This window comes from Saccharothrix sp. 6-C (genome assembly GCF_016695385.1).
GTDB classification, from domain to species: Bacteria; Actinomycetota; Actinomycetes; order Mycobacteriales; family Pseudonocardiaceae; genus Actinosynnema; species Actinosynnema texasense.
Genome location: NZ_CP064192.1, coordinates 3,706,308 through 3,726,422, shown reverse-complemented (window position 1 = coordinate 3,726,422; position 20,115 = coordinate 3,706,308). Strand labels below are relative to the sequence as shown.

The 20,115-nt window shown below is 72.2% G+C and carries 20 protein-coding genes; 6 read left to right on the top strand and 14 right to left on the bottom strand.

From position 1 onward, the window contains the following. The first annotated feature begins 26 nt into the window (after window positions 1-26). From IOD16_RS15910 to IOD16_RS15900, 3 genes are all read left to right on the top strand, one after another. Window positions 27-641, top strand: a complete 615-nt coding sequence (locus IOD16_RS15910; RefSeq protein WP_201440672.1) for a helix-turn-helix domain-containing protein — start codon at window positions 27-29, stop codon at window positions 639-641. A gap of 73 nt (window positions 642-714) precedes the next feature. Further along, on the top strand, window positions 715-1,197 hold the full coding sequence (locus IOD16_RS15905; protein WP_236595020.1) for an NUDIX domain-containing protein: 483 nt from the start codon (window positions 715-717) through the stop codon (window positions 1,195-1,197). Window positions 1,198-1,667: 470 nt separating this feature from the next. Beyond that, a complete protein-coding gene (locus IOD16_RS15900; protein ID WP_123741473.1) occupies window positions 1,668-2,012 on the top strand; it encodes an RNA polymerase-binding protein RbpA in 345 nt (114 codons plus the stop codon). Between the two features lie 69 nt (window positions 2,013-2,081). Here IOD16_RS15900 and IOD16_RS15895 read toward each other — a convergent pair whose 3' ends face one another. Both IOD16_RS15895 and lnt read right to left on the bottom strand, forming a co-directional pair. Next, window positions 2,082-2,876, bottom strand: coding sequence for a polyprenol monophosphomannose synthase (locus IOD16_RS15895; RefSeq protein WP_123741472.1), 795 nt, complete (start codon window positions 2,874-2,876; stop codon window positions 2,082-2,084). Further along, window positions 2,851-4,458, bottom strand: coding sequence for an apolipoprotein N-acyltransferase (gene lnt / locus IOD16_RS15890; protein ID WP_236595019.1), 1,608 nt, complete (start codon window positions 4,456-4,458; stop codon window positions 2,851-2,853). Before lnt ends, IOD16_RS15895 begins: the two co-directional genes overlap by 26 nt. 309 nt (window positions 4,459-4,767) lie before the next feature. Between lnt and IOD16_RS15885 the strand changes: the two genes are divergently transcribed. After that, window positions 4,768-4,953, top strand: a complete 186-nt coding sequence (locus tag IOD16_RS15885; RefSeq protein WP_123741470.1) for a PspC domain-containing protein — start codon at window positions 4,768-4,770, stop codon at window positions 4,951-4,953. Here IOD16_RS15885 and IOD16_RS15880 read toward each other — a convergent pair. The 10 genes from IOD16_RS15880 to IOD16_RS15835 form a co-directional block, all read right to left on the bottom strand. Continuing rightward, on the bottom strand, window positions 4,947-5,693 hold the full coding sequence (locus IOD16_RS15880; protein WP_123747693.1) for a TetR/AcrR family transcriptional regulator: 747 nt from the start codon (window positions 5,691-5,693) through the stop codon (window positions 4,947-4,949). The genes IOD16_RS15885 and IOD16_RS15880 overlap by 7 nt on opposite strands. 10 nt (window positions 5,694-5,703) lie before the next feature. Further along, the gene (locus IOD16_RS15875; protein ID WP_123741469.1) at window positions 5,704-6,069 is read right to left on the bottom strand and encodes a GntR family transcriptional regulator; all 366 of its coding nucleotides are present in this window, start codon (window positions 6,067-6,069) and stop codon (window positions 5,704-5,706) included. 517 nt (window positions 6,070-6,586) lie between these two features. Further along, a complete protein-coding gene (locus tag IOD16_RS15870) occupies window positions 6,587-6,934 on the bottom strand; it encodes a hotdog domain-containing protein (protein ID WP_236595172.1) in 348 nt (115 codons plus the stop codon). A 38-nt stretch (window positions 6,935-6,972) separates the two neighbouring features. After that, the gene (locus IOD16_RS15865; protein ID WP_268957717.1) at window positions 6,973-7,818 is read right to left on the bottom strand and encodes an OAM dimerization domain-containing protein; all 846 of its coding nucleotides are present in this window, start codon (window positions 7,816-7,818) and stop codon (window positions 6,973-6,975) included. Then, on the bottom strand, window positions 7,815-9,383 hold the full coding sequence (locus IOD16_RS15860) for a lysine 5,6-aminomutase subunit alpha (protein WP_201440671.1): 1,569 nt from the start codon (window positions 9,381-9,383) through the stop codon (window positions 7,815-7,817). Before IOD16_RS15860 ends, IOD16_RS15865 begins: the two co-directional genes overlap by 4 nt. Window positions 9,384-9,411: 28 nt before the next feature. Further along, complete coding sequence (locus tag IOD16_RS15855; RefSeq protein ID WP_236595018.1) at window positions 9,412-10,995, bottom strand: amidohydrolase; 1,584 nt, start codon at window positions 10,993-10,995, stop codon at window positions 9,412-9,414. Next, window positions 10,992-12,008: an L-erythro-3,5-diaminohexanoate dehydrogenase gene (locus IOD16_RS15850; RefSeq protein ID WP_123741465.1), complete on the bottom strand. Its 1,017-nt coding sequence runs from the start codon at window positions 12,006-12,008 to the stop codon at window positions 10,992-10,994. Before IOD16_RS15850 ends, IOD16_RS15855 begins: the two co-directional genes overlap by 4 nt. Window positions 12,009-12,151: 143 nt before the next feature. Further along, window positions 12,152-13,633, bottom strand: a complete 1,482-nt coding sequence (locus IOD16_RS15845) for a tripartite tricarboxylate transporter permease (protein WP_201440670.1) — start codon at window positions 13,631-13,633, stop codon at window positions 12,152-12,154. Next, on the bottom strand, window positions 13,626-14,243 hold the full coding sequence (locus IOD16_RS15840) for a tripartite tricarboxylate transporter TctB family protein (RefSeq protein WP_236595017.1): 618 nt from the start codon (window positions 14,241-14,243) through the stop codon (window positions 13,626-13,628). Before IOD16_RS15840 ends, IOD16_RS15845 begins: the two co-directional genes overlap by 8 nt. After that, complete coding sequence (locus tag IOD16_RS15835; protein WP_201440669.1) at window positions 14,240-15,214, bottom strand: Bug family tripartite tricarboxylate transporter substrate binding protein; 975 nt, start codon at window positions 15,212-15,214, stop codon at window positions 14,240-14,242. Before IOD16_RS15835 ends, IOD16_RS15840 begins: the two co-directional genes overlap by 4 nt. 134 nt (window positions 15,215-15,348) lie before the next feature. Here IOD16_RS15835 and IOD16_RS15830 point away from each other — a divergent pair, with 134 nt between their 5' ends. Both IOD16_RS15830 and IOD16_RS15825 read left to right on the top strand, forming a co-directional pair. After that, on the top strand, window positions 15,349-16,959 hold the full coding sequence (locus IOD16_RS15830) for an ATP-binding protein (protein ID WP_236595016.1): 1,611 nt from the start codon (window positions 15,349-15,351) through the stop codon (window positions 16,957-16,959). Beyond that, a complete protein-coding gene (locus IOD16_RS15825; protein ID WP_201440668.1) occupies window positions 16,956-17,624 on the top strand; it encodes a response regulator in 669 nt (222 codons plus the stop codon). Before IOD16_RS15830 ends, IOD16_RS15825 begins: the two co-directional genes overlap by 4 nt. Here the strand turns inward: IOD16_RS15825 and IOD16_RS15820 are convergent. After that, complete coding sequence (locus tag IOD16_RS15820; protein ID WP_236595015.1) at window positions 17,609-19,156, bottom strand: alpha-amylase family protein; 1,548 nt, start codon at window positions 19,154-19,156, stop codon at window positions 17,609-17,611. The genes IOD16_RS15825 and IOD16_RS15820 overlap by 16 nt on opposite strands. Further along, the gene (locus IOD16_RS15815; protein WP_201440667.1) at window positions 19,153-20,112 is read right to left on the bottom strand and encodes a TIGR03885 family FMN-dependent LLM class oxidoreductase; all 960 of its coding nucleotides are present in this window, start codon (window positions 20,110-20,112) and stop codon (window positions 19,153-19,155) included. The genes IOD16_RS15820 and IOD16_RS15815 overlap by 4 nt, the downstream gene beginning before the upstream one ends. Between the last annotated feature and the right edge of the window lie 3 nt (window positions 20,113-20,115).

Below are 20,115 nucleotides of genomic sequence, written 5' to 3'. Positions count from 1 at the left end.
CCCCGTTGCCGATCCCGGGACGACACATGAGCGACGCCGACCTCCCCGCCGATCCCGCCCCCGACGCGGCCGACGACCCGACCGACGAGGTGCTGGACAAGGTCGGCGAGCGGCTGCGCCACGTCCGCACGAGCCGGGGCGCGACGCTGGCCGACCTGGCGGCGGCGACGGGGATCTCCAAGAGCACCTTGTCGCGCCTGGAGTCGGGGCAGCGGCGGCCGAGCCTGGAGCTGCTGCTGCCGATCGCGCGGGCGCACCGCGTGCCGCTCGACGAGCTGGTGGGCGCGCCGCCGGTGGGCGACCCGCGGATCCGGCCGGTGCCGGTGCGCCGCAACGGCATGACGGTGCTGCCGCTGACCCAGCAGCCGGGCGGGCTGCAGGCGTTCAAGATGATCATCCCGGACCGGGGCGAGCCGGATCCGCGCACGCACACCGGCTACGAGTGGCTCTACGTGCTGTCGGGGCGGCTGCGGCTGATCCTGGCCGACCACGACGTGGTGCTGGCGGCCGGCGAGGCGGCGGAGTTCGACACGCGGCTGCCGCACTGGTTCGGGCCGGCGGGTCCGGAGCCGGTGGAGATCCTGAGCCTGTTCGGCAAGCAGGGCGAGCAGATCCACATGCGCACCCGGCGCAAGACCTGACCCGCCGGGGTCGTCACACTGTGCGCATGAGGACTGTGCGGGCGGGGACCGGTCGCGGGGCGGGGTGTCGGGCGTGACGGGCGGGCGCGGTGGCGGGCGCAGTGCCGGGATCCTGCTGCACCGGGTGGTCGACGGCGGGCTGCAGGTGCTGCTGGGGCACATGGGCGGCCCGTTCTGGGCGCGCAAGGACGAGGGCGCCTGGTCCATCCCCAAGGGCGAGCCCGACGACGGGGAGGACCTGGAGGCGACCGCGCGGCGGGAGTTCGCCGAGGAGCTGGGGTTGCCGGTGCCCGAGGGCGAGCTGGTGCCGCTGGGCGAGGTCCGGCAGTCCGGCGGCAAGGTCGTGACCGCGTGGGCGCTGGCGGGCGACCTGGACCCCGACCGGGTGGTTCCCGGGACGTTCACCCTGGAGTGGCCGCGCGGGTCCGGGACCGTGCGGGAGTTCCCCGAGGTGGACCGGGTGGCCTGGTTTCCGCTTGTCGAGGCGCGGGTAAAAGTGGTGAAGGCCCAACGGGAGCTGCTCGACCGACTCGCCGAAAAGCACTCTTTCGAGTGACACTGAAGCTATCGAAGGGGTCAAGCGTCCGAGTGGACGTTTGGGTGCGGTCCGGACGGGTGATTCATCCTCATGTCCGCCACCGAGCACACTCGTCCCGCCACCCTGAGTGGCGGACGGCGGTTAAGACCGCGAAATAACTTTGCGTAACCGTAACCATGACGGACGTCACTACCGGCGAGTTAAACCCGCCGTAACGTCGCCCTGCGTGGTCGGTCTAAGCTGTCGCAGCCGCACGTCTTCTGCCAGGACTGCTCCATCAGTGTGATGGGGTCGCCCGGTAGCTTGATAACGCGTCACGATCCGGCCGCGATTGCATCCCTTAGGAGGAAGCCTTCGTTGACGGGTGAAAGACGTCACTGTGGGCGACGATGACCGTGAAGCCGGGAACGAACGGAGCAGTCCGATCGTTGCACTCGGTGAGCAACAAGCCTGGGCCCCGGCCCTGAGCCGAGCGAAAGGACACCGCCATGGCCGACCGCGTTCTACGGGGTAGCCGGCTCGGAGCAGTCAGCTACGAGACCGACCGCAATCACGACCTCGCCCCGCGCCGGTCGGTGCGGTACGCCTGCCCCAAGGGCCACGACTTCGAGGTCCCGTTCTCCGACGACGCCGAGATCCCGCACACCTGGGAGTGCCGTCTCCACGGCCAGGAGTCGAAGATCATCGACGGCGTCGAGCCGGAGGCGAAGAAGATCAAGCCGCCGCGCACGCACTGGGACATGCTCCTGGAGCGGCGCACGATCCCGGAGCTCGAAGAGCTGCTGGACGAGCGGCTCGAGGAGCTGAAGGGGCGGCGCACCCGCACCGCCTGACCGTGTCGACGTGCGAAGGGCCCGCCGGATCCGTTCCGGCGGGCCCTTCCGCGTGGTGGGCGCGGGTGCTCAGCGGCTGCTGGGCGTCTTGGCCTTCCTGGGCGCGAGCAGGTCGCGCAGCTGGGTGCCGCGGCGGCGCACACCCCACTTGGTGACCCGCCACAGCGCTTCGCGGACGATGTTGCCGCTCATCTTGGACTCGCCGATCTCACGCTCGGTGAACGTGATGGGGACCTCGACGACGCGGTAGCCGAGTTCGATGGTGCGCCACGCCAGGTCGATCTGGAAGCAGTAGCCCTGGGAGGCGACGGTGTCGAGCTTGAGCCGGTCGAGGACCTCGGCGCGGAAGGCGCGGAACCCGCCGGTGATGTCCTTGACCTTCGCGCCGAGCGCGATCTGCGAGTAGACGTTGCCGCCGCGGGAGATGACCTCCCGGTACTTGGGCCAGTTGACCGTGCTGCCGCCGGGCACGTACCGGGAGCCGAGCACGAGGTCCGCGTCGCGCAGGGCGTCGAGCAGCCGGGGCAGGTCCTCGGGGGCGTGGGAGCCGTCCGCGTCCATCTCGACCACGACCGCGTAGCCGCGGTCGAGCGCCCACCGGAACCCGGCGACGTAGGCCGCGCCGAGCCCGGCTTTCTCCGTGCGGTGCAGCACGTGCACGCGGTCGTCGTCGGCGGCCATCTCGTCGGCCAGCTGTCCTGTGCCGTCGGGGCTGCCGTCGTCGACCACGAGGGCGTGCACGTGGGGCAGCGCGGTGTGCAGCCGTCGCACGATCTTCCCGATGTTGTCCCGCTCGTTGTAGGTCGGGATCACCACCAGCACCGGCCCGAGCTCGCGGTCAGGCTGCGCCTGCTGGTCCGCCATCCGTGTCCTCCTCGCCGGCCCCCGCACCAGGGGTCGGACGCGTCCGTCGTCGTGTCGTTGTCAAGGCGATCGCCACGGCCATCAGGCCCAGAGCGGTCATCACCCACTCGGGCCATGCGCCGAGCCGGGTGGCCAGCGTAGCCTCCCCGCGCAGCGGCACGGTGGCCACCAGCGCGTCGGCGGTGAACATGCCGGTCCGCTGGCTGACGGACCCGTCGGGGGCGACGATCGCGGACACGCCGCTCGTGGCGGAGACGATGACCGCTTTGCCGTGTTCGACGGCGCGGACGCGGGACATGGCCAGCTGCTGGTAGGTCATCTCGGTGTAGCCGAAGGTGGCGTTGTTGGTGGGGATGGCGATGAGGTTCGCGCCCTCGGTGACCGAGTCGCGGACGACGCCGTCGAACGCGACTTCGTAGCAGGTGTCGATGGCGACCTTGGCGGGGCCCATGGTGAAGCCCTCGGGGTCGGTGCCGGGTTGGAAGGTGCCGGCGCGGTCGACGGCGTCGGTGAAGATCCGGAAGAACCCGCGGTAGGGCATGGTCTCGCCGAAGGGCTGCAGCTGCCGCTTGGTGTAGGTGTCGGTGGGGCCGACGCCGGGTTCGTAGAGCACGACGGTGTTGCGGGGCAGCTTGTCGTCGGGGTCGATGACGACGGCGCCGACGGCGATGGGCGCGCCGATGGCCTCGGTGGCGCGGCGGATCTGGTTGGCGGCGTCGACGTTGCGGAAGGGGTCGATGTCGGAGGAGTTCTCCGGCCAGATGACCAGGTCGGGTTGTTCGGCGCGGCCGGCGCGGACGTCCTCGGCGAGCCGGAGGGTGCGGGCGACGTGGTTGTCGAGCACGGCGCGGCGTTGGGCGTTGAAGTCGAGGCCGGCGCGGGGAACGTTGCCCTGGACGGCGGCGACGGTGGCGGTGCCCTGGTCGGGGTCGGTGTGCACGAGGGTCGTGGCGGCGGTGGCGGCGGCGAGGGGCAGCAGGAGGGCGGGCACGCCGATCCGCCAGTCGCGGATCAGGTGGGCGGCGCCGAGGCCGGTGAGGGCGACGGCGAACCCGACCAGGGGCGCTCCGCCGATCGCGGCCAGCGGCAGGTACCAGCCTTCGGGTTGGCCGAAGGCGATCTTGCCCCAGGGGAAGCCGCCGAAGGGCACGACGGCGCGCAACGCCTCGTCGGCGACCCACACCAGCGCCATCCACAGCGGCGCGCCCGGCAGGCGGGACACGGCGGCCATGGCGGCGGTGCCGACGGCGATGAGCAGCGCGCACAGCAGGGCCAGGGGCAGCCAGGCGATGAGGCCGACGAACTCGCCGGTCCAGCGCAGCAGGGGCGCCATGAACGCCAGCCCCCACACCAGGCCGAGGCCGAAGCCGGCGCGGGCGCGGCGGCCGTGCAGCAGCAGGCCCAGGACGGCGAACCCGAGGGGCGCGAGCCACCAGGTCGTGCGCGGGGGGAAGCTGAGGAACACCGCGGCGCCGCCGGCGGCGGCCAGGAGCGTCCGCAGCAGCGTGCCGCGCACGTCCCGGCGGCGGGCGGGGGGCGTGTCGGCGACGGGTTGATCCGGCGTCACGGGGGCTGCGACCACCGGTTCAGCCTACGAGCCGCCGGTCCCACCCCGACCGCCGACCCGTGCCGGTGCCTGCGTCGACGCGTGCGCCGGGCGCGGTCCTCCCCCCCACCGCGGTCCGAGGACGCACGACCTCGTCACGCCGCCGCCGGGCGGCGGCGGCGCCGAGGGCCTGCGCGGTGTGCGGTCGCTCTCCTGTCGGTGACCGGTCGTGGGGGTGGACGTGTGGGGTGGGGCGGGGTTGCCCTGGGATTGGGGGGTGACCGGTGGGGGTAAATCAGGGTTCCCACCGATGTGGGGGTGTGCGGGCGCGGGGAGGGTGGAGGTATGACGACGTTGACCAGGCCTCAGGACCGGAAAGTGATCGCGGGTGTGTGTGCGGGGTTGGCGGCCCGGTACGGGTGGAAGGCGAGCACGGTGCGGGTGGTGTTCGTGTTGTCCTGCCTGCTGCCGGGGCCGCAGTTCCTGATCTACCTGGTGTTGTGGGTGATGATGCCCAAGCGTCCCTACTGACGGCGGTCGACGAGGGCCTGCACGCCGTCCAGGACGCGGTCCAGGCCGAAGGTGAAGGCGTGCTCGCCGTCGTAGGCGGCGCCGTGGGTCTGGCCGGCGGCGGCGCCGACGCGGGTGGCGAGGGGGTAGCGGGCGGGGTCGAGGACCCGGGCGAGCAGGGGTGCGGCGCTGTGCCACCACTGCTCGTCGGTGAGGCCGGTGCGGTCGCGGGTGCGGGCGGCGTCGACGGTGACCCGGGCGGCGGAGCGGACGTGGGCCAGCACGAGGGTCAGGACGGAGTCCATCTCCAGGTCGGTGAGGCCGATGCCGTCGACGGCGCGCAGCTCGTAGTCGTACTTGGCGATGACGTGGGGTCCGAGGACGGCGCGGCCGGCGGGGACCTGCAGCAGCCAGGGGTGGCGCAGGAGCAGGTCGCGGTTGTCGCGGGCGATGCGGGTGAGGCGGCCGCGCCAGCCGCCGGGCACGTCCTCGGGGCGGGGTGTCTCGGCGTGCACGGCGTCGACCATGGCGTCGAGGAGTTCGGCTTTGCCGGGGACGTGGGTGTAGAGGGACATGGTGCCGACGCCGAGGGTGTCGGCGACGCGGCGCATGGACAGCGCGGCGAGCCCTTCGGTGTCGGCGAGGGTGACGGCGGCGGTGACGATGCGGTCGACGCCGAGGTCCTTGCGGGCGGGCCGGCCGCCGGTGCGCCACAGCACGGCGAGGGTGCGGGCGGGGTCGCCGTCGGGTTCGGTGGCCACGGGCCCCACCCTACGGGTGGTGGGTGTCGGTGAGGGCGGCGCGGACGATGTCGAGGGCTTCGTCGCCGGTGAGGCCTTGTTCGCGGGCGGTGGCGGCGTAGGCGCGGGCGGCGCGCAGGACGCGTTCGCGGCCGCGTTGGCCGGCGGCGCTGACGACGGTGCCGGCGCGGCCGCGGGTTTCGATGAGGCCGGCTTCCTCGAGTTCGCGGTAGGCGCGGGCGACGGTGTTGACGGCGAGGCCGAGGTCGGCGGCGAGGGCGCGCACGGTGGGCAGGCGGGTGCCGACGGCGAGGTCGCGGTCGGTGATCCGGCGGGCGAACTGGGACCGCACCTGTTCGTAGGGCGGCACGGGTGAGGCCGGGTCGATGCTGATCACGCGTCGATAGTGGCAGAGCGGGGCGGGTGGGCGCGTCGTGGCCGGGGGTGACGTCGGGTCGCCGGTCGGGCACGGGGCGTGGCAGGGTGGTGGTCGTGTCGCGCCGATCGTTGCTGCTGACCGTGGTCCTGGCCCTGGTCACGGGTGTGGTCGCGGCGGTGGTGCTGTTCGCGCCGGGCCGTCGCGTCGAGGGCACGCCCGTCCCCCGCTGCACGGTGTTGCAGGTGTTGGCCGACAGCGACGCGGAGATGCGGCGGGTGGCGGCGCAGCTGCGGGGGGATCGTCGGGTGCGGGAGGTGCTCGACGAGCGGACGCAGGCGGACAACCACGCCCGGTTGACCGAGGCGTTGCGGGCGTCGGGGCGGGACGACCTGGCGGACGCGGCGCGGGTGGAGCGGACGCCGGCGTCGTTGCGGGTGGTGGAGGCGTCCGGGGTGGACGTCGCGGAGTTCGCCGGTGAGCTGCGGCGGGAGCACCGGGTGAACGTGATGGACGTGTGCGGCGACCCCGGGGAGGGTCACGGGCGCGGGGGTGCGACGACGGTGCCGCGGGCGCGGGTGACGAGCAGGGGCGGGTCGAGGACGTCGGCGGCGGACGGGCCGCGGTCGGGGGCTCGGCGGCACACGACGCGGGCTTCGAAGTCGATCTCGCGGGAGCGGGTGCCGACGCGGACGAGGGTGGCGGTGGCCTCGACGACGTCGCCGGCGCGCAGGGGTGCGAGGAACTCGACGGCGGAGTAGGCGGCGAAGAGGCCTTCGTCGCCGTCGGTGCGGATGAGCAGTTCGGTGGCGACGTCGCCGAACAGGCCGAGGCCGTAGGCGCCGTCGACGAGGTCGCCGCCGTAGTGGGCGTGGGAGTGGGGCACGTAGCGGCGGTGGGTGACGGTGAATCCCTCGGTGAGGCTCACGCGTTCTCCTTGCGTGCGGCGGTGGTCCCGGCCTTGGTCCCGCGCCTGGTTTTCCCGCGGGCGGCGGTCGTGGTGGTGGTCGTGGTGGTGGTCGTGGTCTGGGTGGTGGTGCGGGTCCTGGTGCGCACGGCGTGGGTGAGGTAGCTGGCGACTTCGCCGGGGGTGGTGCCGCGGCCGAACACGCGGTCGACGCCGAGTTCGGCGGCCATGAGCGGGTCGAAGCGGGGTCCGCCGGCGATGAGCAGGGGCCGCCGCTCCCCCATGGCCTCGCGGAACGCGGCGGACATCTCCTGGGTGTTGAGGATGTGGGCGTCGCGTTGGGTGACGACCTGGGAGACGAGGACGGCGTCGGCTTTCTCGGCGCGGGCGCGGCGGACGAGTTCGGGGACGGAGACCTGCGCGCCGAGGTTCACGACGGTGAGCTCGCGGTAGTACTCGAGGCCTTTCTCGCCGGCGAAGCCCTTGATGTTGAGGATGGCGTCGATGCCGACGGTGTGGGCGTCGGTGCCGATGCAGGCGCCGACGACGACGAGTTTGCGGCGCAGCAGCTTCTTGAGGGTGGTGTTGATCTCGGCGGGCGGCAGGAGGGGGTAGTCGCGTTCGACGACGCGCACGTCGTCGAGGTCGACGAGGTGGCGGACGGAGCCGTAGACGACGAAGAAGGTGAAGTCGTCGCCGATGGGGTGGGAGTGCACGACCATGGCGGGGTCGATGCCCATCTTGTTGGCCAGTTGCTGGGCGGCGCCGTCGGCGTGGGGTCCGGCGGGGATCGGGAGGGTGAAGGAGGTCTGCACCATGCCGTCGCCGGTGGTGTCGCCGTAGGGGCGGACGTGGCGTGTCACGGGTGTGCCTCCAGCAGGTCGGCGGCGGGGTTGAGGTAGTCGTCGGCTTTCTCCACGACGCCGTCGGCGCCCTTGCCGCCGGTGGCGGGGCGTTTCATGAGGCCGAAGGTGCCGTCGGCGATGGCGTCGAGCAGGCCGTCGTCGACGATGCGGGCGAGCAGGTCGACGGCTTCGCCGAGGACCTGGTGGGCGCGGGTGACGATGAGGCCGTCGGGGGCGGGCCGGAAGTCCTCGCGCAGTCCGCCGGCGGCGTCGAGGACGTAGCGGACGTTGCGCAGGGCGAGGTCGCGGTCGGACAGGAACGGGGTGACGACGGCTTCGGTCATCATGCCGACGAGCAGGATGGACTGGCCGGTGAGCAGGCCGGCGAGGGTGAAGAACCCGTCGAGCAGGTAGCCGTGGAACACGTCGCCGGTCATGTGCTTGGTGGGCGGCATCCACTTGAGCGGCGCGTCGGGGAACAGTTCGCGGGCCAGCAGGGCGTGGGCGAGTTCGAGGCGGAACGACTCGGGCACGGCGGGGTTGATCTCGAAGGCGTGGCCGAGGCCGAGGAGGTGGTCGGGCAGGCCGGCTTCGTGGGCGAAGTGCTCGTTGAGCAGTTGGGACACGGTGACGGTGTGCGCGGCGTCGACGGCGTCGGCGGTGGTGAGGTAGTTGTCCTCGCCGGTGTTGATGACGATGCCGGCGCGGGCGTGGACCTGGCGGGAGAAGCGCTGGTCGACGAAGGTCCGCACGGGGTTGATGTCGCGGAACAGGATGCCGTACATGGAGTCGTTGAGCATCATGTCGAGGCGTTGCAGGCCGGCGAGGACGGCGATCTCGGGCATGCACAGCCCGGAGGCGTAGTTGGTCAGCCGCACGTACCGGCCGACTTCGCGGGACACCTCGTCCAGGGCCGCGCGCATGATGCGGAAGTTCTCCTGGGTGGCGTAGGTGCCGGCGAAGCCGTGGTGGGTGGCGCCTTCGGGGACGTAGTCGAGCAGCGACTGGCCGGTGGAGCGGATGACGGCGATGATGTCGGCGCCGGCGCGGGCGGCGTTGCGGGCCTGGACGACGTCCTCGTCGATGTCGCCGGTGGCGACGATGAGGTAGATCCAGGGTCGTCGGGGAGGGTCGCCGAGGGTGGCGACGAGCCGGTCGCGTCGGGCGCGGTTGCGGTCGACGGTGCGCAGGCCCTTGGTGACGGCGGCGGTGGCGGCCTTGCGGGCCCGTTCCCGGTCGCGGCCGGCGGGCTGGGTGTAGCGGACCTGTCCGGCGGCGGTGGCCTCGGCCAGGTCGGTGAGGCTGGTCAGGTCGTGGGCGCGCAGGGCGTGGAAGACGGGCAGCGCGACGCCGTGTTCCAGGCCGCAGTGCTCGCGGACGGTGTCGACGACCCGGTTGACCCAGGGGACGTCGCCGGCGCGGTGGGTGGTGTCGGCGCCGGTGATGCCGGCCAGGCGGAGCGTGGCGCGCTCGACCGCCACCGTGGTGTGGGCCTTGGCGAGGGCCACCACCGGTTCGGCGGCCTTGGCGGCGAGCGCGCGCGCCGTGGCGACCACCTGCGGGTCGAGGTCGAGCAACGCCATCGGGTTCACTCCTGTTCTGCGGTGCGGGCTACGCGAGGTCGCCCCGGTCGTGGACGGTGCGGCCGCGCAGGACGGTGCGCAGGCAGGCGGGGGTGGGTCCGTCGAGGGCGGGCAGGGCGGGGACGCGGGAGCGCGGGTCGGTGGACCAGCGCTGCACGCGGCTGTCGGGGGCGGCGACTTCCAGCTCCCCCGCCTCCCACACGGCGTAGGTGGCGGGCGCGCCGGGTTGCAGGGTGCCGGTGACGCCGTCGTCGACGCCGGCGGCGCGCCAGCCGCCGCGGGTGTGGGCGGTGAACGCGGCGCGCGGGGAGATGCCGTGGCCGTCGGTGCGGTGGTGGACGGCGGCCTTGACCGCGGCCCACGGGTCGATGGCGGTGACGGGGGCGTCGGAGCCCAGCGCGAGGATCATGCCGGCGGCGGCGAGCCGGGAGAACGGGTTGAGCGCGGTGCCCCTGCGGGCGCCGAGGCGGCGGGCGTACATGCCGTCGGGGCCGCCCCACTCGCGGTCGAAGAGGGGTTGCACGGAGGCGACGACACCCCAGGAGCCCAGCCGGGCGGCCTGCTCGGGGGTGATCATCTCGAGGTGTTCGAGGCGGTGGCGGCGGGCGGCGAGGGCGGGGACGCCGACGACGTCGGCGGCGCGGGCGAACCCGTCGACGACGGTGGCGACGGCGGCGTCGCCGATGACGTGGAACCCGCCCTGGATGCCGGCGCGGGTGCAGGTGACGAGGTGCCCGGCGACGGCGTCGGCGTCGAGGTAGAGGGCGCCGGTGGTGTCGGCGTCGGCGTAGGGCTCGCACAGGGCGGCGGTGCGGGAGCCCAGGGCGCCGTCGACGAACAGGTCGCCCGCCAGGCCGCGCACGGGCAGGTCGACCGGGTCCAGGCCGCCCCAGTAGCCGACGACGTCGAGCAGGTCGGTGGCGAGCAGGTCGGCGAGGTCGTCGCGGCTGGAGATGTCGGGTCCGGCGCACTCGTGCACCGACGCGATGCCGCGCGACGCGGCGTGCCGCAGGAACGCGTGTTGGGCGGCGCGGCGCCGGTCGGCGGGGATGGCGTCCTTCGCGGCGCGGCGCACGTGGTGGTGCGCGGCGCGCGAGAGGGGCCCGTCGGGGGTCCAGCCGTCGGCGCCGCGGGCGTCGGGGGCGAGGTCGAGCAGCGCGGTGGACGCCAGCGCGGAGTGCACGTCGATGCGGGAGAGGTAGACGCGGGCGCCGCGGGCGGCGTCGTCGAGTTCGGCGCGGGTCGGCGGCCGGTTCTCCGGCCAGCGGGTCTCGTCCCAGCCGTGGCCCCACACCACGGGGCCCTCGGCGGCGCGCACGGCGTGCAGCAGCTCGGCCAGGGAGCGGCACCCGGTCAGGTCCAGGCCGGTGAGCAGCAGCCCGGCGGAGGTGGCGTGCACGTGGGCGTCGACGAACGCGGGGGCGACGAACGCGCCGCGCAGGTCGGTCACCTCGGCGTCGGGGTGCAGGGCGCGGCCGGCGGCGTCCTGCCCCAGCCACACGACGGTGCCGTCGCTGATCGCCATGGCGGTGGCGTCGGGGGAGGTCGGGGAGTGGATGCGTCCCCCCACGAGCAGGCGCGTCGCCCCGGGGGCGCCGTTCACGGTAGTCACGCCTGCTGAGTCTGCCGGTGCTCGAACAGGGCCCGCACGGCAGGTTCGCCGCGCAGCAGGTCCAGGGCGAACGCGGCGTGACCTGGCACGTAGCCGTTGCCGACGAGCATCTCCACGTCGGCGGCGAGGCCTTCGGCGCCCAGCGCGGCGGCGGGGAAGGACGTGGCCATGGAGAAGAACACGACCGTGCCGCCGTCGGCGGTGGCCAGGATCGCGCCGTGCTCGCAGCCGGGCACGTCCACGCACACCACCGTCACGTCCACCCGGTCGCCGACCGCGTCGGCGACGGCGAGGGGGTCGCGGGCGTCGGCGACGACGACGGTGTCGGCGAGACCTGCGGCGCGGACGGCGGCGGCCTCGGCGGCGGTGGGCACGAGCGCGACGAGCCGGGACGCGCCGGCGCGGCGGGCGGCGGCCAGCGACAGCGACCCCGACTTGCCCCCGCCGCCCAGCACCAGCACCGACGGCGCGTGGCGGCGGCGCACGACCCGGTCGGTCAAGGCGGGCGCGCCGCACACGTCCAGCACGGACAGGGCCAGCGGTTCGGGCAGGTCGTCGGGCAGCACGGCGGCGATGGAGCGGCCGAACAGCACCGCGGTGCCCCGGCAGGGGACCTGCTCGTCCGTCCCGTCCCAGGCGGCGAGGTCGTCGGTGATGCGCAGCGGGGTGAGGGTGAGCGACACCAGGGTCGCGATCCGGTCGCCCGGCCGCAGGCCGAGCGGGGAGCGGGGGCCGGCTTCGCGGACGGTGCCCAGCAGCATGCCGCCCGATCCGGTGACGGGGTTCTGCATCTTGCCGCGGGCGGCGACGATGTCCAGCACGGCCCGCCGCACGCCGGCGACGCCGTGCTCCTCGCGCAGCTGCCGGTAGGAGGCGGCGTCGAGGTTGAGCCGGGAGACGTCGACGAGGACCTCGTCGGGGCCGCACACCGGGGTCGCGTCCAGCCGGCGGGCCTGCTGCGGCAGCACCCCGGCGGGGTCGAGGACGCGGTGCAGACCGTAGGGCGACGTCATGGAAATCCTCCGGTCGACAAGGCTCTGGACCGGGATATCTTCACGCGAACGGGCGAGATTCCGCAAGGGACACGCTGCGGGGCCGTAGACGGCCGTACCCGACCCCACGAGGGGCTACCCCCCTGGGGCCGGGCACGGAACTGTCAGCTCCTGCGGCGGACGCGCAGCACCACCGCGAACACCACCACCGCCGCCAGGACCGCGTAGGCGACCGCCGCGAACGGGCTCGTGACCAACGCCGCCGGATCACCCTCGCCGATCTGCAACGTCCGCCGCACCTGCTCCTCGGCCATCGGCCCCAGGATCAGCCCCACCACCAGCGGCGCGACCGGGTAGCCGCGGCGGCGCATGAAGAACCCCGCCACCCCGATGACCAGCAGCACCACCAGGTCGTCCACCACGAAGTTCACCGCGTAGGTGCCCAACGCCGCGAACAGCAGGATCCCCGCGTACAGGTAGGGCCGCGGGATCTGCAGCACCTTCACCCAGATCCTCACCAGCGGCAGGTTCAGCACCAGCAGCATCACGTTGCCGATGTACAGCGACGCGATCAGCGCCCACACCAGCTCCGAGTCGTTGGTGAACAGCAGCGGACCGGGCTGGATGCCGTAGCTCTGGAACCCGGCCACGATCACCGCCGCCGTCGCCGTCGTGGGCAGCCCCAGCGTCAGCAGCGGCACCAGCACCCCCGCCGCGGCCGCGTTGTTCGCCGCCTCCGGCCCGGCCACCCCCTCGATCGCGCCCTTCCCGAACTCCTCCGGGCGCCGCGACAGCTTCTTCTCCGCCGCGTAGGACAGGAACGTCGACACGTCCGCGCCGCCGGCGGGGATGGTGCCGATCGGGAACCCGATCGCGGTGCCCCGCAGCCACGGCTTCCACGACCGCCGCCAGAACTCGCCGGTCATCCACTTCCCGCCCACCGGCACCACCTCGACCGGGCCGTGCCGCATCCGCGCCGCCACGTACAGCGCCTCGCCCACGGCGAACACCCCCACCGCGACCACGACCACGTCCACCCCGTCGGACAGCGTCGGCACGCCCAGGGTGAACCGCTGCTGCCCGGTGAGCGTGTCGGTGCCCACCAACCCGATGAACAACCCCAGCGCCAACGACGCCAGCCCCCGCACCGGCGACGCGCCCAGCAGCGCCGCCACGGTGGTGAACGCCACCACCATCAGCGCCACGTAGTCCGCCGGGCCCAGCGTCACGGCCAGGTCGGCGATCGACGGCGCCAACGCGGTCAGCAGCACCGTCGCGATCGTGCCCGCCACGAACGACCCGATCGCCGCCGTCGCCAGCGCCGCCGCGCCCCGCCCGGCGCGCGCCATCCGGTTGCCCTCCAGCGCCGTCACCACCGACGACGACTCGCCCGGCGTGTTGAGCAGGATCGACGTGGTCGACCCGCCGTACATGCCGCCGTAGTAGATGCCCGCGAAGATGATCAACGCGGCGGTCGGTTCCAGCGAATACGTCAACGGCAGCAGCAACGCCACCGTCATCGCCGGGCCGATGCCCGGCAGCACACCCACGGCGGTGCCCAGGGTGACGCCCAGCAGGGCGTAGAGCAGGTACTCGGGCTGCGCGGCGGTCGCGAAGCCCTCCAACAGCGCGGTGAGGTCACCCATCGAGCAACGGCACCCCCTCGAACACCCCGGCGGGCAGCGACAGACCGAGCCCGGACGCGAACAGCACCTGCACGACCAGCGCCAGCGCCACCGCGACGAGCAGCGCCTTCCACCACACCGCGCCCAACGTCCACGCCGCCCCGAAGAACAGCACGGCCGCCGCCACCGGCCAGCCCACCACGTCGATCAGCGCCAGGTGCGCCACCAGCACCGCGACCAGCTTCACCACCGTCGCCCAGTCGGTGCGCACCGCCGCGTCGACGTCCTCGGCGTCCTGCGCCGCGCCCAACCGGCCGCGCGCGGCCGCCACGACCGCCGCCACCCCCGTCACCAGCAGCAGCACACCCACCGCGTACGGGAACGCGCGCGGCCCCACCGTGCCCGTCGAGCCCCGCACCGCGATCGACGTCGCGTCCACCAGCGTGAACACCCCCAACGCCGCCACCAGCGCGCCGAAGACGTACTCCTCCGCCCGCGCCGACCGGGACACGCCCGCCGATACGCCGTCGCGGGATACCGGGCCGGGTGACACCGGGCCGGAGGGCACCGGGTCGGAGGGCACCGGGTCGGAGGGCACCGGGTCGGGGGCAGTCGGGTCCGGGGACGTCACGACACCAGGCCGATCTCCTGCAACACCGGCTTGATCCGGCCGATCTCCTTGGTCAGGAACGTCGAGAAGTCGTGCCCGGTCTGGAACGTGTCCGTCCAGCCCTTCTTCCTCAGCTCCTCCTGCCACTGCGGGCTCGCGTGCATCGCCGTGACCAGCTCCACCAGCCGGTCCTTCGCCGCCACCGAGATCGACCCCGGCGCCACCACCCCACGCCAGTTGATCAACTCCACACCCGTGCCCAGCTTCGCGAACGTCGGCACCTTCAACTCCGGGTGCTCCTTCGGCCCCGACGTCCCCAACGCCCGCAGCTTCCCCGCCTTGATCTGCTCCACGTACTCGCCCACACCCGAGATCCCGGCGTCGACCTTCCCACCCAACAACGCCGCCAACGACTCACCACCACCCGAGTACGGCACGTAGTTCAACTTCCCCGGGTCGATCCCCGTCGCCTGCAACAACATCCCCGCCAGGACGTGGTCCGTGCCGCCCGCCGAACCACCGGTGATCGACACCCCCTTGCCCTTCTCCCGCACCGCCGCCAACAACTCCTCGATCGTCCGGTACGGCGACTCCGCCGGCACCACCACCACCTCGTCCTCCGCGGTCAACCGCGCGATCGGCGTGGTGTCCTCCAACCGCTTGTCCACCCCGTTGGTCTCCACCGCCCCCACCATCACCAACCCGGTCACCATCAGGTAGCTCTCGGACCGCTCGTTGGCCAACTTCTGCAGCCCCACCGTGCCGCCCGCCCCACCCACGTTGCTGACCTGCACCGAGTCCGCCAACCCGGCGCCGTCGATCGCCGCCTGCATCGCCCGCGCCGTCTGATCCCAACCCCCGCCCGGATCCGCCGGCGCCATGATCTCCAACCGGCCCACCTCGTCACCGGCCCCACCACCACCCCCGCACCCCGCGAGCACCAGGCCCGCGACCGCCACGGCCGCGAGAAGTCGGGTGTGCTGTCCTGCCATCGGGTCCTCCACCACAAATCCGGCCGATCACGGCCAAGCCCGCAGCACCGTCGCTCCGGTGGGCCGGAACGGTAGGAGCCCACCCCCCACCCCACCCCGCAAAGGTCGTAACGGCCGTATTGGTCGTATAGGTCGTGGCCCCGCTCACACCCGGTGGGCCAGAATGCTCAGCCATGCGCCGCCGTTCGGTCCCCCTCGGTGTCACCCTGCTCGCCCTGCAGGTGGTCATCGTCCTCGCCACCACCTGCGCGGCAGGCCTCCTGGCGGCCAAGATGCAGAGCGACCGCATCCGCGAGGCCTACAAGGACCGCATGCTCTCCGTCGCCGAAAGCGTCGCCCGCCTCCCCACCGTCGTCGACGCCTTCGCCTCCCCCGACCCCGCCGGCACCATCCAACCCCTCGCCGAACTCCTCCGCCGCGCCTCCGGCGTCACCTACGTCGTCGTCACCGACCTCGACGGCGTCCGCTACGCCCACCCCGACCCCGACCGCATCGGCGAACGCGTCTCCACCGACCCCAGCAGCGCCCTGTCCGGCCACGTGTTCGTCGGCACCGAAACCGGCACCCTCGGCACCTCCCTGCGCGCCAAAGTCCCCGTCCGCTCCCCCACCGGCGCCATCATCGGCATGGCCTCCGTCGGCATCCTCGAAAGCGAACTCGACGCCGACCTCGCCGAAGACCTCCCCGAACTCATCGGCTGGCTCGCCGCCGCCGCCCTCGTCGGCGTCCTCGGCGCCGCCCTCGTCACCCGCCTGGTCCGCACCCGCACCTTCAGCCTCGAACCCGACGAGATCGCCCACCTCCTCGAAACCCGCGACGCCATGCTCCACGGCATCCGCGAAGGCGTCGTCGCCGTCGACGACCACGAACGCCTCGTCCTCGTCAACGACGAAGCCCTCCGCCTCCTCGGCCTCACCCACGACCCCACCGGCAAACCCGCCGCCACCGTCCTCGAACACGGCGGCCTGCTCGACCTCACCCGCACCCACGACGACGTCACCGACCGCCTCGTCCTCGCCGGCGAACGCGTCCTGCTCGCCAACCGCATGACCGCCAAAACCCACGGCCGCCCCGTCGGCGTCGTCCTCACCCTCCGCGACCGCACCGAACTCCACGACGCCCTGCGCGAACTCGACGGCCACCGCACCGTCACCGAAGTCCTCCGCGCCCAAGCCCACGAGTTCACCAACCACCTGCACGTCATCAGCGGCCTCGTCGAACTCGACCGACGCGACGACGCCGTCGCCTACATCGAACGCGTCGGCGGCGCCGGCTCCGTCACCTCCGACATCATCGGCGGCGCCATGACCGACCCCGCCCTCGCCGCCCTCCTGCTCGCCAAGTCCTCCACCGCCCACGAACGCGGCGTCGCCCTCCGCCTCGACCCCGCCACCACCGTCCACGCCCGCACCGGCGACGACGCCCTCACCGTCCTGGGCAACCTCGTCGACAACGCCGTCGACGCCGTCCACCCCGGCGGCACCGTCCGCGTCCTCGTCCACTCCGACCCCACCGGCGTCCGCGTCGTCGTCGACGACGACGGACCCGGCGTCGACCACACCCAACGCCACCGCATCTTCACCCTCGGCGTCAGCACCAAAGCCCCCCGAGGCGCACACGGACGAGGCATCGGCCTCGCCCTCGTCTCCCGCGTCGTCACCCGCCGCAGCGGACGAGTCCACCTCACCGACTCCGAACTCGGCGGCGCCTCGTTCGACGTCTGGCTCCCGGAGGCCGCCCGATGACCATCCGCACCCTCGTCGTCGACGACGACTTCGCCGTCGCCGCCGTCCACCGCGGCTTCCTCGACGCACTACCCGGCTTCACCGTCGTCGGCGAAGCCCACGCCGGCGGCGAAGCCCTCCGCGCCGTCGACACCCTGCACCCCGACCTCGTCCTGCTCGACATCCACCTCCCCGACATCTCCGGCCTCGAAGTCCTCGCCCGACTCCGCGCCAGACCCGGAGCACCCGTCGACGTCATCGCCGTCACCGCCGCCCGCGAACGCGACACCGTCCGCCAAGCCATGTCCCGCGGCGTCGACCACTACCTCGTCAAACCCTTCACCCGCGCCGCGTTCCTCGACCGCATGCGCGAATACCTCGCCCGCCGCACCGAAGCCCAACGCCTCGGCCCCTGGCTCGACCAGGACGAAGTCGACCAACTCCTGCAACACCGACCACGGACCGCCCTACCCAAAGGACTCTCCGCCGTCACCCTCAAACTCGTCCACGACACCCTCAAAACCACCGACGACGACCTCTCCGCCCAAGAAGTCGGCGACCGCGCCGGCCTCTCCCGCGTCAGCGCCCGCCGCTACCTCGAACACCTCGTCACCATCGGCAAAGCCGAAGTCCAACCCCGCTACGGCATGGCCAACCGACCCGCCCACGGCTACCGCCTCACCTGACGGAACCACCGACACCCGTACGGACCCAGCTCCACCACCGCCGTCCCGTCCTTCCCCGGCGCCACCGTCCCGTCCACCAACAGATCCGTCAGCACACCATCCACCTTCGGCACCTCCACCGACACCTCCCGATCGGCGAAGTTGTGCACCGCCACCACCACACCACCATCGATCTCACACCGGTGCGCGAACACCGACGGCTCCGCCGTGTCGATCGTCGAGAACTCACCCCACGCCAACTCCGGGCACTCCCGATAACGCTCGACCAACAACCGCGTCCACCCCAACAACGAATCCCCGTCCCGACGCTGCTCGTCCACCGAGTCCCACCACATCGGCGTCCGCACCGCCAACCGCCCCTCCAACGACAGGTCCTCCGTCATCCCGACCTCCTCGCCGTAGAACAACACCGGCGTCCCGGGCAACGAGAACAACAAGCTGTACACCATCTTGATCCGACCCAGATCCCCCTCCAACATCGACGGCAACCGCCGACGCAGACCCCGCCCGTACAACTGCATGTCCTCATCCGGACCGAACGCCGCGAACACCTCCTGCCGCTCCGGCTCCGTCAACTTGTCCAACGTCAACTCGTCGTGATTGCGCACGAACGTCGCCCAATGACAATCACGCGGAGGCTCCGGCCGCTCCTTCAACGCATGCGTCAACGGACTCGCGTCCTGCCGCGCCAACGACAAGTACATCTGCTGCATCCCGATGAAGTCGAAACACATGTGCAACTCGTCGCCCACACCGTCCGAACCACCGAAGAACGCCATCGCCTCCGTGTACGGCAGGTTCACCTCACCCAACAGGATCGCCTCGCCGTTGCGCCGCGACAGGAACGCCCGCAGATCCGCCAGGTAGTCGTGCGGATCCGGCAACGCCTCCACCGGCGCCTCCAACAAGAACGGCACCGCGTCCACCCGGAACCCCGACAACCCCAACTCCATCCAGAACCCCATCACCCGCGCGATCTCATCCCGCACCTGCGGGTTCGCCACGTTCAGATCAGGCTGGTGCCGGTAGAACCGGTGCAAGTAGTACTGCTTCGCCTTCCGGTCGTAAGTCCACAACGACGTCTCCTTGTCCGGGAACACCACACCCTCGTGCGCGTCCGCCGGCGGCTTGTCCGCCCACACGTACCAATCGTGGAACGGACTCCCCGGATCACGCGCCGCCTGGAACCACGGATGCTGATCCGACGTGTGGTTCACCACCAGGTCCGCGATCACCCGCATCCCCCGGTCCCGCGCCGTCCGCACGAACTCCGCGAAATCACCCAACGTCCCCAACCGCGGATCCACGTTGTAGAAATCCGTGATGTCATACCCGTCATCCCGATCCGGCGTCGGGAAGAACGGCATCAACCACAAACACGTCACACCCAACCGGTGCAAGTGGTCGATCTTGTCGATCAACCCCCGGAAATCACCGTGCCCGTCACCATCCGAATCGTGGAACGTCTCCACGTCCAAGCAGTACACCACAGCGTTCTTCCACCACAGGTCCGCCGTCCTCGTCAGCTTCACGCCCCCACCTCCGGCAGCACGCGCTCACCGAACGCGTCCAGGAACCGCTCCTGCTCCCGACCCACGTGGTGCAGGTAGATCTCCTCGAACCCCAGATCCGCATAACCCCGGATCGTCTTCGCATGCCACCCCAGATCCGACGACACGTTCACCACCTCCGCCACCCGACCCACCGGAACGTGCTCCGACACCACGTCGAAGTGCTCCGCCGTGTCCAAGTCCCAACACACCGGCGGCCCGAACACATTGCTCCGCCACTGCTCGTGCGCGACCCCCCGCGCCTCCTCCTCCGACTCCGCCCAACTCAAGTGCACCTGCAAGTGCAACTTCCCCCGACCACCCGCATCCCGGTACGCCGCCACCATCCGCTCCAACCGCTCCACCGGCGCGTTCACCGTGATCAACCCATCCGCCCACCCCGCACACCACCGCGCGGTCTCCTCGCTCACCGCCGCACCGATCAACAACGGAGGCACCTCCGGCCTCGTCCACAACCGCGCCCGATCCACCCGCACCAGACCGTCGTGACTGACCTCCTCCCCCGCCAACAACGCGCGGATCACCTCCACGCACTCCAACAACCGCGCGTTCCGCACCTCCTTGCGCGGCCACCCACCACCCGTGATGTGCTCGTTGCTCGCCTCACCACTGCCCAACGCCGCCCAGAACCGACCCGGGAACATCGCACCCAACGTCCCGATCGCCTGCGCCACGATCGCCGGGTGATACCGCTGACCAGGCGCGTTCACCACCCCGAACGGCAACCCCGTCGCCTGCAACGCCGCACCCAACCACGACCACGCGAACGCGCTCTGCCCCTGCCGCGCACTCCACGGCGAGAAGTGGTCCGAACTCATCGCCGCCCCGAAACCCACCTCCTCCGCCCGCCGCACCGCCGCCAACAACGCGGAAGGGTGGACCTGCTCATGAGACGCGTGCACACCGATGACGGTCATGCC

Coding starts and splice junctions, on each gene's coding strand:
- IOD16_RS15845 (WP_201440670.1), bottom strand. CDS start 13,633: ATGGGTGACCTCACCGCGCTGTTGGAGGGCTTCGCGACCGCCGCGCAG.
- IOD16_RS15850 (WP_123741465.1), bottom strand. CDS start 12,008: ATGACGTCGCCCTACGGTCTGCACCGCGTCCTCGACCCCGCCGGGGTG.
- IOD16_RS15895 (WP_123741472.1), bottom strand. CDS start 2,876: ATGGCGGACCAGCAGGCGCAGCCTGACCGCGAGCTCGGGCCGGTGCTG.
- IOD16_RS15910 (WP_201440672.1), top strand. CDS start 27: ATGAGCGACGCCGACCTCCCCGCCGATCCCGCCCCCGACGCGGCCGAC.
- IOD16_RS15860 (WP_201440671.1), bottom strand. CDS start 9,383: ATGGCGTTGCTCGACCTCGACCCGCAGGTGGTCGCCACGGCGCGCGCG.
- IOD16_RS15885 (WP_123741470.1), top strand. CDS start 4,768: ATGACGACGTTGACCAGGCCTCAGGACCGGAAAGTGATCGCGGGTGTG.
- IOD16_RS15815 (WP_201440667.1), bottom strand. CDS start 20,112: ATGACCGTCATCGGTGTGCACGCGTCTCATGAGCAGGTCCACCCTTCC.
- IOD16_RS15900 (WP_123741473.1), top strand. CDS start 1,668: ATGGCCGACCGCGTTCTACGGGGTAGCCGGCTCGGAGCAGTCAGCTAC.
- IOD16_RS15825 (WP_201440668.1), top strand. CDS start 16,956: ATGACCATCCGCACCCTCGTCGTCGACGACGACTTCGCCGTCGCCGCC.
- IOD16_RS15835 (WP_201440669.1), bottom strand. CDS start 15,214: ATGGCAGGACAGCACACCCGACTTCTCGCGGCCGTGGCGGTCGCGGGC.